Genomic DNA, 13093 nt, shown 5'->3' on the forward strand with positions numbered 1-13093 from the left:
CGTCAGCCGCGCGATCAGCACCGCGATGTCGTCCGCCCGCACCCCACCCCCGCTCCCACCGAGCGGCCGCTCGACCAGACCGGCCTGACCGACCGCGAACGCGAGGTCCTCGCCCAACTCGCCCTCGGCCTCAGCAACGCGGAGATCGGCCGCCGCCTCGCCCTCGCCGAAGCCACCGTCAAGAAGCACCTCACCCAGGCCATGCGCAAGACCGGCCAGTCCGACCGCCTCCGCGCCGCCCTCTACGCCGTCCGCCACGGCCTGGCCGGCTGACCACCCCCCGCCCCCGCACACCGCCCCACCCGGCTCAGGCCGCGATGCCGAGTTCCTGGCGGGTCCGTTGGAGGAGTTCACGGACTGCGGGTTCACGCCGCCAGGGGGCGAGGGCGGTGGTGAACTCGCGGACGTAGTCCAGGGCACGGGTGGACTGGACGCGGGCGAGGATGTCGACGGCCTGGTTGCCGAGGGCAAGGCCCTGGTCGAGGTCGCGGTCCTGGAGGTGGGCGGTGCCGACGATCGCCAGGCGCATCCCGACGGAGCGGGTGAACACACCGGTTGGCATGGCGGCGGCCTGTGCGTTCCAGGCCAGGGCGGCCTTGGGGTTCTTCAGGTCACGGAAGATCTCGGCGGCGTCCGCGGAGAGCCGGGCGTGGTGATAGAAGTCGATCCAGGCGGGTTCGCCGGCGCCGTCGCGGGCCTGGTCGAGCAGGCTTTCGGAGGCGGCCAGCGCGGCGGAGGCGGCCTTGGTGTTGTTGTCGCGGGCGTGGGCCCGGGCCTCGATGAGCTTGGTGAAGGCCAGCACCCGGGGGGCCGCCTCGCCCTTGGCGCGCTGGAAGGCGCCCTGGGTCATGTCGATGGCCTCGCTGGCGAAGCCCCGCAGCAGGGTCTGCATCGCCATCGTGGTGAGCACATAGCAGCCGAGCTCGACGTCGCCGCCGGCCCGGGCGAGGCGCAGGGCCTGGATGAAGTGCCGCTGAGCGGCGTCGTGCTGGCCGACGTCGAAGGCGGTCCAGCCGGCCAGACGGGACAGCTCGGCGGTCACCGAGAACAGTTCGCGGCCCACGTCGTCGCTGAACGAGCCGTTCAACAGCGGCACCGCCCGCTCCTGGAGGCATGCGGTGACGGAGTTGGCCTTCCAGTTCCCGCCGCCGTACTTCGAGTCCCACCGCCGGGCGTCGTCGGCAGCCTCGCGCAGTTCGGCGATGTCGGCGGCGCCGACCCGGCCCCGGCCGCGGTGGGCGGCGGCGTCGTCGAAGGGGGTGACCAGCCAGCGGGTGACAGGGGTGGTGAACGCGGAGACGGCGAAGCCCGTTCCGGTGAGGAAGTCTCGGCGGTCCACAGTGCTCCAGAACGAAGTGGCGACGCGCACGGCGTCGGCGGGATCTCGCGGGAAATCCAACCCCACCGAGGCGTCCGCTGTCTGCGCATCCGCCATGCCGATCTCCGCCAACTGCACCGGCCGACCCAGTCGTTCACCGATCGCCTGGGCCAGTAGCTTGGGCACCGGCCAGTCCGGGACCATGCCGCGGCGGCACCAGTTCGCCACCGAGGTATGCGTATATGTCTTGGTCAGCCCGGCTTCACGGGCCAGCTGGTTCACGCGCAGGGCCAGCGACTTGTGACTGGCCCCGTCACACTTTTCGATCATCCGGGTCAGCGCGTCGTTCGGCGGCTTGGCCCGGCGGGTGGTCGACGCCACAGCGTCCCCCTCAATCGGTCCCGCGCGGCTCTGCACGGAAGTCGTACATCCGGCACCGACGCCGGATCACCGAGGGTATTGCCTTCGCCGCTCGCGGTGAACCGCTTTCGCAAGTTGTGAGCCCCCCTGCGAGCCCTGCCCCGACCCCGTCGGACGCGGTTGTCTGATGCCCCGGGCCCCCACCGGAGCGGACCACAGACCTTCCGGTGGGGGCCTTCACCGATTCACGCTCGGGGGTGACCACCAGATGTGCGGAATCGCAGGACTGGCCGGCGCGGACGCCGCCCGCCACGAGATGACGGTCGCGGCGATGGGCCTGGCCCAGCACCACCGCGGCCCGGACGGAACGAGGCACTTGACCTCGGCCGACGGCCGGACGGTGCTGTCCATGAACACGCTGCTGATCGTCGACACCACCGCCCGGCCCGGCCCCTATGTGGACCCGGCCAGCGGCGTCGTCCTCACCTTCAACGGCGAGATCTACAACTACCGGCAGCTCGCCACGGCTTGGGGCATCGAGCTGGAGTCCGGCGAGAGCGACGCCCACCTGGTGCTGCGGGCCTGGGCCAAGCTCGGCCCCGGCTGCCTGGCCGGGCTGGACGGCATGTTCGCGCTGGCCGCCTACGATCCGCGCGAGGGCCGGCTGTTCCTCGCGCGGGACCGGCTCGGGGAGAAGCCGCTCTACTGGCGCCTGGACGGCGGCCGCCTGGCGTTCGCCTCCGAGGTCACCACCCTGACCGGCTACGGCACCGCTCCGCTGGTCGTCCGCCCGGAGATGCTCAGCATCGAGACGCCGACCGGCGTCGACACCCCGTTCCAGGGCATCCAGCTCCTCGCGCCGGCCACCCTGCTGGCCTTCGACGTCGCCACCGGCTCGCTCGCCCAGCAGACCTGGTGGGCTCTGGAGGGTCTGGAGCCCTGGCAGGGCGACTACAAGACCGCGCTCGCCCGGTACTCCACCCTGCTGGCCGACCGCGTCCCGCTGCGGGCCCCCGGCTCCGACTTCGCGCTGCTGCTGTCGGGCGGGCTCGACTCGTCGGTGCTGGCCTACCTGATGCGACCACAGGTCTGCGTCACGGTCCGCTACCCCGGCCAGGACCGCCTGGACGAGTCCGCGACGGCGGCCGTCGTCGCCCGCGACATCGGCGCCGAACTGGTGGTGATCGAGCCGACCGCCCAGGACTTCGCCCGCGCGCTGCCGGAGATCATGCACGCGCTGGACTACCCGATGGGCAACGCGTCCACGTTCTCCGAGCACATGGCCTACCGGGCGATCGCCGAGCGCGGTCTGCGGGTCGTGGTCGGCGGGCTGGGGCCGGACGAGTTCCTGATGGGCTACGTCCGCCACGCGCTCGTCCTGTTCGGGCCGCAAGCGGTGCTGGACGCCGGGATGGAGTCCTACCGGCCGCTGGCCTCCAAGCTCCTGCACCCGGCCGGCGGGCCGCTGGAACCGGCAGAGGCGATCGTCCGGCTCATCCTGCGCGGGAAGGATCCGGACGGGTGCCTTCGCGAGGTCGTCACCGACGCGCTCCGGCGGGCGGGCGGGGACCTGGCCCGGGGGCTGACGCTGGCGGACCTGGCCACGGCCTGGCGCCCGCTGGTGATGACCAGCGACAAGCTGGCCTCCGCGTTCGCGCTGGAGCGGCGCTCGCCGTTCCTGGCCCGGGACCTGGTCGAGTTCTGCTACCGGCTGCCCATCGGGCACAAGATCGGCGAGCCGGCGGCCGGGAAGCGGATCCTGCGGGACGCGGCGAAGGCCCTCGGCCTGCCGAGGGAGGTCTGGGGCAGCCGGGACAAGCTCGGCTTCGCCTCACCGGTCCCGAGCTGGCTGTCCGGCCCGCTGGAGGGTTGGGCGAGGGCCCAGATCAGCTCCGCTCTCGACCAGGCACCGCGTTCGCTGCGGCCGCTGCTGGCCGGCGGTCTCAAGCCCGGCGGGCGGTTCGACCGGACCCGGATGCAGTCGCTCATGGCCGCGGCCTGGTTCAACGACCAGCCGGTGGAGACGGCGGCATGACGGGCCGTCGGCTCACTACGGTGAGCAGATGGACTCCCAGACTCTCCCCGACGAGCCGTCCGCCGCCGACCCGCGCGGGGCCGTCGCGATCATCACCAACCGGCGCGGCGAACTCCTGCTGCACCTGCGCGACGACATCGCCGGCATCGCCTGGCCTGATCACTGGAGCCTGCTGGGCGGCGGCTGCGACCCCGGCGAGGCCCCGGCCGCGGCGATCGTCCGCGAACTCGACGAAGAGGCGGGCCTGGCCGTCGAGGACCTCGCCGAGCTCTTCGAGACGAAGGACGACGTCGGCTCCGGCCAGATCATCACCTTCTTCGCCGGCGCCTGGGACGGCGACGAGCAGGCCCTGCCGCTCGCCGAAGGCGTCAAGCTCCAGTTCTTCGCCCCCGAGCACCTGCCCGTCCTGACCGTCCCGCCGTTCATCCGCCACGGCATCCACCGCTACCTGGCCGTCCGGCCTGGCGCCTGACGCCCCTGTCCTGAAGAGGGGTCCGGGCGCCGAGCCGGCGGCCGCACCCCTCTCGGAAGGACACCGTTCGTGAAGCTCACCGTCATCGGCTGCGGCTACCTCGGCGCGACCCACGCCGCCGCGATGGCCGAACTCGGCCACCAGGTCCTCGGCATGGACACCGACCCCGACAAGGTCGCCGCCCTGAACAAGGGCCGGGCCCCGTTCTTCGAGCGCGGTCTGGACGAGCTCCTCGCCGAGCACACCGGCTCCGGCGCCCTGCGGTTCACCACCTCCTACGCGGAGACCGCCGCCTTCGCCGATCTGCACTTCATCGGCGTCGGCACCCCGCAGAAGCCCGGCGAGACGGCCTACGACCTCACCCACCTCTTCACCGCCGCCCGCCGGCTCGCTCCCCGTCTGACCGGCCCCGCCGTGATCGTCGGCAAGTGCACCGTCCCGGTCGGCACCGCCCCGCAGGTGATCGACATCCTGCGCGAGTTCGCCCCCGCCGGCGACCAGGTCGAGGTCTGCTGGAACCCCGAGTTCCTGCGCGAGTCCCACGCGGTCGAGGACACCCTTCACCCCGACCGGATCGTCCTCGGTTTCACCGACGAGAACACCCGGGCCGAAGCCGTGGTCCGCCAGGCATACGGCAGGATCATCGAGTCCGGCACGCCGGTGATCGTCACCGACCTGGCCACCGCCGAGCTGGCGAAGTCCGCCGCGAACGCCTTCCTCGCCACGAAGATCTCCTTCATCAACGCGATGGCCGAGGTCTGCGAGACCTCCGGTGCCGACGTCCAACTGCTGGCCGAGGCCCTCGGGCACGACACCCGGATCGGCCGCCGGGGCATGCGGCCCGGCCTCGGCTTCGGCGGCGGCTGCCTGCCCAAAGACCTCCGCGGCTTCATGGCCCGCGCCGGCGAGCTCGGCGCCGACCGGGCCCTCGCCTTCCTGCGTGAGGTCGACGCGATCAACAACCGCCGCCGCGAACGCACGGTCGACCTCGCCCGCGAACAACTGGACGGCGTGATCAAGGGCAAGCGGATCACCATCTGGGGCGCCGCCTTCAAGCCCGACACCGACGACATCCGCGACTCCCCCGCCCTCGCCGTCGCCCAGGCCCTCCACCAAGCCGGCGCCACTGTCACCGTCTTCGACCCCAAGGCCCTCGACAACGCCCGCAAGGCCCACCCCCGGCTCGACTACGCCGATCACCCGACCGAGGCGGCCGACGGCGCCGAGCTGCTGCTCCACCTGACCGAGTGGCCCGAGTTCACCCGCATCGACCCGGTCGATCTCGCCACCCGCGTCGCCGTCCCCCGCGTCATCGACGGCCGCGGCACCCTCGACCCCGCCCGCTGGCGGGCGGCGGGCTGGACCCACCGGGCCCTCGGTCGCCGCTGACCCCGGGTCTCCTTCGCAGGCCCGGCTGAGGGGCGCCCCGGGGCGGCGTCCGGGGGCGACGAAGGTCGCCCCCGGGGTAGCCGTTCGGGGCTTCTGGGGGCGGGTGGCGGGTCCTTAGCGTGGCTGGCAGGAAGGCACCTGCGGGCCGGGCGGAGGGAGAACACCTGATGGGCGTCGACGGGGCGGGCGCGGGGCGGCGGCGGGTGGTGGTGCTGCCGGTGGGGCCGGCGGACGGCGGGGCCGAGTGGGGCCGTTCGCCGTACCGGTCGATGTCGGAGGCGGACCGGTCCGCGCTGTGGCGCCAGCGCCTGCACGAGGCCGAGGCCGGGCTGACCCGCTACCTGGTCTCGCTGGACGACCAGCCGCAGCTGGCGGAGTGGTTCGCGCTGCAGGGCGAGATCTTCGCCGACCTGCCGGAGGAGTCCGCGCCGTCCGCGCAGTGGCAGCGGCTGTTCTTCCGCGGCCAGGCGCTGATGGAGCGCTTCCTGGTGCGCCGCTACGGCGAGCAGGTGCTGGAGGCGTGGGCGGCGTCCAACGCCGAGGTGCACCGCACCGTCGAGCCGGACCACGGCCGGGGCGCGGCGGACCCGATCCACCGGATCGCCCGGCAGGCCGAACTGTACGGCTCCGAGTACGAGTTCGACGACGAACGGCCGCCCGGACGGGAGAAGGCCGAGCTGACGATCACGCACTGCGCGATCTGGGACTACCGGGAGCAGGCCCGGCGCAGCGGCGTGACGATCACGCTGGCCTCGCCGTGCACGTACTGCACCCACGCGCTGTCGGCGAACATCCGCGCCAAGGGCTTCCGTCCGGCGTACCGGCTGCAGTCCGGTCCGACCGGTCACGGCTGCCACTGGGAGGCGAGCGCCGCGACCGAAGGCACCGAGGAAGGGACGGGGACGCGCTGATGTGCGGAGTGACCGGATGGCTGGACTGGGCGGACGACCTGCGGCTGCGCGCCGACACCGTCCGCCGGATGACCGGGACGCTGATCTGCCGCGGGCCGGACGCCGACGGGGTGTGGCTGTCGCGGCACGCGGCGCTCGGCCACACCCGGCTGGCGGTGATCGACCTGGACGGCGGGCTGCAGCCATTCGCGGACGCCGAGCCCGCCGGGGCGGTGCTGGCGTACAACGGCGAGCTGTACAACTCCCGTGAGCTGCGCGCCGAGTTGGAGGCGCACGGGCACGTGTTCCGGACCCGCTCGGACACCGAGGTGGTGCTCCGCGCCCACCTGCAGTGGGGGCACCGGGCGCCGGCCCGGTTCAACGGGATCTACGCGTACGCGCTGTGGGACGCCCGGCGGGAGGAACTCCTGCTGGTGCGCGACCACTTGGGCATCAAGCCGCTGTACTGGCACCGGCACGCCAACGGGGTGCTGTTCGGCTCCGAGCCCAAGGCGGTGCTGGCGAACCCGCTGCTGCCCGCCGAGTTGGACGCCGAGGGCGTCGCCGAGCTGTTCGCGCTGCCCGCCGCGCCCAGCGCCGGGCACGGCCTGTTCCGCGGCCTGCACGAGGTCCGCCCCGGCCACCTGGTGCTCGCCACCCGGCACGCGGTGCGCGAACTGCGGTACTGGCGGCTGGAGTCGGCCCCGCACACCGACGACGAGCCGGCCACCCGGACGCGGGTGCGGGAGCTGCTCGCCGACGCGGTGGAGCGCCAGCTGGCCAGCGACGTCCCGCTGTGCACCCTGCTGTCCGGCGGCGTCGACTCCTCCGCGATCACCGCGCTGGCCGCCGCCGCCCGGGAGCGCCAGGGCCAGGGCAAGATCACCAGCTTCTCGGTGGACTTCCCCGGCAGCGCCGACCGCGCCCCCGACGCCTGGCGCACCAGCCAGGACGCCCCGTACGTGCGGGCCGCCGCCGAGCACATCGGCACCGTCCACACCAGCGTGCTGATCCCCGACGACGACCTGCTGGACGCCCGCGACGCGGTGCTGCGGGCCCGCGACCGGCCCGGCTGGGGCGAGATGGACGCCTCGCTGCACCTGCTCTTCCGCGAGGTGCGCCGCCGCTCCACCGTCGCGCTGTCCGGCGAGGCCGCCGACGAGGTGTTCGGCGGCTACCCCTACTTCCACGACGCCCCGGCGCTCGCCTCCGGCACCTTCCCCTGGCTGCACGGCCGCACCACGCCGGCCGCGCTGCTGCGCCCGGAGGTGCGCGCCGAGGTCCGGCCCGCCGAGTACACCGAGGCCGCCTACCGGGCCTCGCTGGCCTCGGTGCCGCGGCTGGCCGGGGAGGACCCGGCGGACGCGAAGGTCCGGGAGACCTTCCACCTGGCGCTGACCCGCTGGCTGCCGCCACTGCTGGACCGGGTCGACCGGGTGTCGATGTCGGTCGGCCTGGAAGTGCGCGTCCCGTTCTGCGACCACCGCCTGGTGGAGTACCTGTGGAACGTGCCGTGGGCGCTCAAGTCGCCCGGCGGCCGCGCCAAGGGCCTGCTGCGCGACGCCGTGCGCGACCTGCTGCCGCCGCAGGTCACCGACCGCCCCAAGTCCGGCTACCCGTCGACCCCCGCGGTCCGCTACACCGAGGTGCTGACCGCCCGGGCCCACGAGCTGCTCGCCGACCCGGCCGCCCCGGTCTTCGACCTGGTCGACCGCGGACTGGTCCGCCGCCACCTCGCCGAGGGCCGCCCGCTGCCCAGCCCGCGCACCGCCCCGAACCCGGTCGGCGGCCTCGACCACCTGGTCCAGGTCGACGAGTGGCTGCGCGCCTACAAGGTGGCCCTGCGGTGAGCGCGCCCGTGCGGAGCGCGGTCACCGCGGACGCGCTGCGGGCCGCCGCCCGGCGCTGGCCGACCGGGGTCGCGGTGCTCACCGCCCGCTGGGGCGGGGAGGAGTACGCCAAGACGGTGTCCTCCTTCGCCACCCTCTCGCTCGACCCGCCGCTGATCGGCGTCGCGGTCTCCGCGCGCAGCCCGCTGGCCGCCGCCGTGCACGACTCCGGGCGGTTCGCCGTCAGCGTCCTGACGGAGCGTCAGGAACCGCTGGCCCGGCGCTTCGCCACCCCGGGCGCGGGCCGCGCGGCCGGCCCGCTCCCCGACCTGCCGGTGCACGCCGGAGCGGCCGGCGCCCTGGTCCCGGCCGGCTGCGCGGCCTGGTTCGACGCCCGCCTGCACGCCGAACTCCCGGTCGGCGACCACGTGCTGCTGGTCGGCCGGGTGACGGCGGCCGGCGAGGACGGGGCCGACGCCCGCCCCCTGCTGCACCACGCGGCCCGCTACCGGCTGCTCGGCCCCGAGACCCCGTCCGCTACCTCAACTCACTTCCCTACCAGAGGAGTCGGCGCATGACCCTGCTGTCCCCGACGCCCCGCGGCCTGCTCACCGGCGACCGCTACCGGGCCGAACTCGACGACGGCCGCGAGCTGTACCTGGACGGGCAGCGGATCGCCGATCCGGCGTCGCACCCGGCCTTCCGGCCGGCCGCCGACGAGCTGGCCCGCCTGCTGGACCTGCAACACGAGCCCGAGCACCGCGAGTTGCTGACCTGGAAGGACCCGGAGAGCGGGCTGCGGCTGGCCCGGGCCTACCAACCGCCCACCACGCTGGAGGAGTTGCGGGTGCAGCGGCGCAGTGCCGAGTTCTGGCACGCCCAGGCGCTCGGCCAGCAGGGGCGCTCGCCCGCGTTCATGGCCTCGATCGCGGTGGGGGTGTACGACTTCCGGCACCGGCTGGCCACCGCCGACCCCCGGTTCGGGGCCAACGCCGAAGCCTGGTACCGGTACTGCGCGCAGAACGACCTGGTGCTGTCGCACGCGCTGGGCGACCCGCAGATCGACCGCTCGGCGAGCCCGCTGGACGACCCGGACCTGGCGCTGCGGGTGCTGGAGGAGAACGAGCGGGGCATCGTGGTGCGCGGCGCCAAGCAGCTGACCACGCTGGCGCCGCTGGCGCACGAGGTGCTGGTGTACCTGTCGGCGTCGTTCACCGACAACCGGGCCGAGAAGTTCGTGGTCTGGTTCGCGCTGCCGCTGAACGCGCCGGGCCTGATCACGCTGGCCCGCGAGCCGCTCGGCACCGCCCCGTGGGGCCACGGCCACCCGATCGGGGCCCGGTACGACGAGCAGGACGCGATGCTGTTCTTCGACGACGTGCTGGTGCCCTGGGAGCGGGTGTTCCTGCTGCGCGACGCCGCCCTGGCCCGCGAGGGCCTGGGCCGGATCAACGCCTGGAGCGCCTACGTCGGCCACATCCGCTACCGGGAGCGGCTGCGCACCCTGCTGGCCACCGCCACCCTGCTCGCCGAGTCGATCGGCGTCGACTCCTTCCGCAACATCCAGGAGGACCTGGGCCGGCTGGCCGGGTACGCCGAACTGACCGGCTACTTCCTGGACGCCGCCGAGAACCGCGGCGCGCCCACCGACGCCGGGCTGTTCGCGCCCGGCGACACCTTCGCCTCCCGGGTGTGGTCGGCCGAGGTCGCGGGCGAGGCGGTCGACATCGTCCGCCGGATCGGCGCCTCCGGCCTGCTGATGCAGCCCTCCCCCGGCGACCTCGCCCACCCGAGGCTGCGCCCGCACCTGGAGCGCTACATGCGCGGCCGCGGCACCGACGTGGAGCGCAAGTCCCGGCTGTTCCGCCTCGCCTGGGAGCTGACCGGCGACGGCTTCGGCCAGCGCCAGGACCTGTACGAGTACGTCCACCGCGGCGACCTGGCCCGCAACCGGATCACCGTCTACCACCGCCACGACCAGTCCGAGGCCCGGGCCCGGCTGCTCGCCCTGCTCGACACCCCCGACACCACCGGCACCGATGACCAGGAGGCCCGCGCGTGAGCCCGTCCGCCGTCGAGATCCAGGCCCGCACCCTCGCCGGGTACGCCGACGCCAGCCGCCTGCGCCAGGTCCAGGACCGCGACTGGGTGCTGGACCGGGTCACCGGCAGCCCCGAGACGCTGATCGACCTCGGCAGCGGCATCGGCCAGCTGCTGGAGAGCGCCCTGGAGCGCTTCCCCTCGCTGCGGCTGGCCGTCGGCCTGGAGCGCTCCGAGCACCGGATCGCCGAGGCCGGCCGCCGCCTCGCCCCGTACGGGGAGCGGGCCGAGCTGCACCGGGCCGACCTGACCGCGCCCGAGCCGCTGCCGCACCGCGCCCAGGTGATCACCCAGACCTCGGTGCTGCACTGGCTGTACCCGGTCGAGGACCGGGTCTTCGCCTGGGTCGCCGCCCACCTCGCCCCCGGCGGGCGCTTCCTGCTCACCACCTACCACCCCGCCCGCGACGCCCACGGCCTGGGCGGCGAGGACGAGTTGGTGCGCGAGGCGCTCGCCGCGCTCGGCACCCCCGCCGCGGACGTGCCCGCGCTGCTCGCCGCGCACGGCGTGCTGCCGATCGCCACCCGCACCCGCACCGTCGACGACCTGCTGACCGTCCTCGCCCCGTACCTGGAGGTCGCCGGGCACGCCGAGCGGGACGCGGTGGTCACCGTGGAGTCCGCCGAGCAGTACGAGCACTTCCACGCCGCGACCTTCGGCGACTACTACGCGCAGGTGCTGCCCGAGGAGCGCCGCGCCGACTTCTACCGGGCCGTCGGCGCGGCCGCCTGGCGGCGGCAGTCCGAACGCGGGCACGTCAGCCACATGCCCGTTCGGCGCTGGGAGTTGACGGCACGTGAGGAGTTTGTTGCAGGATCCGGAACCGGCCCGCTCCCGGCCTAACCTGGAACCGACGTACCCCGGGAACCACCCGCGACGAGGAGCGAGCACCGTGTCCACCCCCGCCACCGGCCAGGAACTCGGCGCGTTCCTGCGCGCCCACCGCGAACTCCTCCAGCCCGCCGACGTCGGACTCACCGCCACCGCCCGGCGGCGCACCCCCGGGCTGCGCCGCGAGGAGGTCGCCTCGCTGTCCGGCGTCGGCCTCGCCTGGTACACCTGGCTCGAACAGGGCCGCGTCACCGCCTCCCGGCAGGTCCTGGAGGCGGTGGCGCGGGCCCTGCGGCTGGACGCGGCGGGCCTGCGGCACGCGATGCGGCTGGCCGGCTACCACGAGCCCGTCCCCGCCGACACCGACCGCACCGCCGCCGGGCGGCTGGCCGACGCCGTCCGCCCGGTGCTCGACTCCTGGCCGGCCAGCCCGGCCGTGCTGCTCGACCGGCACTTCGACCTGCTGGCCTGGAACGCCGCCTGGTCGGCGCTGTGGGGCGCCCCCGAGACCGTCCCCGCCGACCGGCGCAACCTGATGTGGCTGATGGCCGTCGACCACCGCCTGCGCGGCGTCCTGCACGACTGGGAGCCGCTCGCCATGAACGTCTTCCAGCACTTCCGCGCCCAGGCCGGCCCCGCCCTCGCCGACCCGCGCACCGGCGAGCTCTACCGCCGCCTGGAGAGCGACGCCCCCGAGCTGCGCCACTGGTGGGGCTGCCACTCGGTCGCCGAACTCACCGCCCGCACCGTCCTGGTGGAGCCCCCCGGCCTCGGCCCGGTCCGGCTCACCCTCAGCTCCTTCCACCCCGTCGACGACCCCTCCGCGCTGGTGCTGCTCTTCACCCCGTCCACCCCCGCCGACGCGGCCCGGATGACCGAGCTGGCAGCCGCGGGGGCGGACCGCGGGTCCGAACTGCTGGCGGCCGGGGCCGCCCGCTGAGCCTCAGCCCACCAGCGCCGCGCCCAGCGTCGACGCCTTCAACCCGAAGACCTCGCGCAGGTCGCCGTCGTCCACCACGAACGGCCGCTCCGCCATGTAGCCCAGCTCGGCGAACTCCCGCCACAGCGGGTCGCCGAACGCCAGCAGTGCCAACTCCCGCTCGGTGAGCTGCTCCAGGCGCGGCTCGGGCGCCCCGTGCAGGGCGGCCAGCGCGGTCGCCGCCTCCCGCACCGTCGTGGTGACCACCGGGGCGTGCCAGGCCCGCCCCCAGGCCCGGTCGTCGCGGGCGACCGCGACCAGCGCCGCCGCGACGTCCTCGGTGTACGAGAAGGAGTGCGCCGCGTCCGGATTGCCGTGCACCAGGGCGAGTTCGCCCTCCAGCACCCGGGGCGTCACCAGCAGCGTGAACGGCGAGACCGCTCCCGCGCCCAGGTACTGCCCGGCCCGCACCTCGGTGACCCGCAGCCGCCCCTCGGCGTGCGCCCGCTCGGCCCGCCGCCACAGCTCGGCCCGCACCCGCCCCTTGCGGGTGCGCGCTTCCAGCGGGGTCCGCTCGGTCACCGGCCCGGCGGTCGGCCCGTAGCCGTACAGGTTGCCGAGCATCACGTAGTCGGCCCCGGCCCGCTCGGTCGCCGCCAGGATCGAGTCGAACAGCGGCGGCAGGGTCTGCGGCCAGGTGTGGTACGGGGTCATCGCGGCGTTGAAGACGGTGTCCGCCCCGGCCAGCACCTCGGCCAACTCCCCGGTGCGGCCCGCGTCCAGGGCGATCCGCTCGATGCCCGGATGCTCGGGCCCGCCGCCGCCGCGGGTCACCAGGCGGACCTGCTCGCCGCGCTCGGCCAACCGCCTGGCGGTCGCGGTCCCGGTCGCGCCCGCTCCGATGACGACTGCTCCGGCCATGGTGGTGCCTCCTTGCTCTGCTGGGGAAC

The 13093-nt window shown here is 74.4% G+C and carries 12 protein-coding genes; 10 read left to right on the plus strand and 2 right to left on the minus strand.

Annotation, left to right across the window (positions count from 1 at the left end; all coding sequences use genetic code 11):
- On the plus strand, positions 1 to 273 hold a 273-nt coding region (locus tag IH44_RS49135; protein WP_030460930.1), incomplete at its 5' end, for a response regulator transcription factor.
- Between the two features lie 34 nt (positions 274 to 307).
- On the opposite strand, the gene IH44_RS0119655 is transcribed toward IH44_RS49135, so the two are convergent.
- Positions 308 to 1699, minus strand: a complete 1392-nt coding sequence (locus IH44_RS0119655; protein WP_030460931.1) for a hypothetical protein — start codon at positions 1697 to 1699, stop codon at positions 308 to 310.
- A 247-nt stretch (positions 1700 to 1946) separates the two neighbouring features.
- Here IH44_RS0119655 and IH44_RS0119660 point away from each other — a divergent pair, with 247 nt between their 5' ends.
- The 9 genes from IH44_RS0119660 to IH44_RS0119700 all read left to right on the plus strand — a co-directional run bounded on the left by IH44_RS0119660 (position 1947) and on the right by IH44_RS0119700 (position 12164).
- A complete protein-coding gene (locus IH44_RS0119660) occupies positions 1947 to 3713 on the plus strand; it encodes an asparagine synthetase B (RefSeq protein ID WP_030460932.1) in 1767 nt (588 codons plus the stop codon).
- Between the two features lie 28 nt (positions 3714 to 3741).
- A complete protein-coding gene (locus tag IH44_RS0119665; RefSeq protein ID WP_030460933.1) occupies positions 3742 to 4185 on the plus strand; it encodes an NUDIX domain-containing protein in 444 nt (147 codons plus the stop codon).
- Between the two features lie 69 nt (positions 4186 to 4254).
- A complete protein-coding gene (locus IH44_RS0119670) occupies positions 4255 to 5574 on the plus strand; it encodes a UDP-glucose/GDP-mannose dehydrogenase family protein (RefSeq protein WP_030460934.1) in 1320 nt (439 codons plus the stop codon).
- Positions 5575 to 5741: 167 nt separating this feature from the next.
- Complete coding sequence (locus tag IH44_RS0119675) at positions 5742 to 6485, plus strand: hypothetical protein (RefSeq protein WP_051817078.1); 744 nt, start codon at positions 5742 to 5744, stop codon at positions 6483 to 6485.
- The gene (gene asnB / locus IH44_RS0119680; protein WP_030460936.1) at positions 6485 to 8314 is read left to right on the plus strand and encodes an asparagine synthase (glutamine-hydrolyzing); all 1830 of its coding nucleotides are present in this window, start codon (positions 6485 to 6487) and stop codon (positions 8312 to 8314) included. The genes IH44_RS0119675 and asnB overlap by 1 nt, the downstream gene beginning before the upstream one ends.
- Positions 8311 to 8871: a flavin reductase family protein gene (locus IH44_RS0119685; RefSeq protein WP_051817079.1), complete on the plus strand. Its 561-nt coding sequence runs from the start codon at positions 8311 to 8313 to the stop codon at positions 8869 to 8871. The genes asnB and IH44_RS0119685 overlap by 4 nt, the downstream gene beginning before the upstream one ends.
- Entirely contained in the window at positions 8868 to 10355 is a 1488-nt protein-coding gene (locus tag IH44_RS0119690) for a 4-hydroxyphenylacetate 3-hydroxylase N-terminal domain-containing protein (protein ID WP_051817080.1), read from the plus strand. The genes IH44_RS0119685 and IH44_RS0119690 overlap by 4 nt, the downstream gene beginning before the upstream one ends.
- Positions 10352 to 11236 carry a trans-aconitate 2-methyltransferase gene (locus IH44_RS0119695; RefSeq protein WP_051817081.1) on the plus strand — a complete coding sequence of 295 codons (885 nt, stop codon included), beginning with the start codon at positions 10352 to 10354 and terminating at the stop codon, positions 11234 to 11236. The genes IH44_RS0119690 and IH44_RS0119695 overlap by 4 nt, the downstream gene beginning before the upstream one ends.
- 49 nt (positions 11237 to 11285) lie before the next feature.
- Positions 11286 to 12164 (plus strand): helix-turn-helix domain-containing protein, encoded by an 879-nt coding sequence (locus IH44_RS0119700; protein WP_051817082.1) that lies wholly within the window; start codon positions 11286 to 11288, stop codon positions 12162 to 12164.
- 3 nt (positions 12165 to 12167) lie between these two features.
- Here IH44_RS0119700 and IH44_RS0119705 read toward each other — a convergent pair whose 3' ends face one another.
- Positions 12168 to 13064 carry an NAD-dependent epimerase/dehydratase family protein gene (locus tag IH44_RS0119705; RefSeq protein ID WP_030460941.1) on the minus strand — a complete coding sequence of 299 codons (897 nt, stop codon included), beginning with the start codon at positions 13062 to 13064 and terminating at the stop codon, positions 12168 to 12170.
- Positions 13065 to 13093: the final 29 nt, after the last annotated feature.

The organism is Kitasatospora sp. NRRL B-11411 (genome assembly GCF_000721345.1).
GTDB classification, from domain to species: domain Bacteria; phylum Actinomycetota; class Actinomycetes; order Streptomycetales; family Streptomycetaceae; genus Kitasatospora; species Kitasatospora cineracea.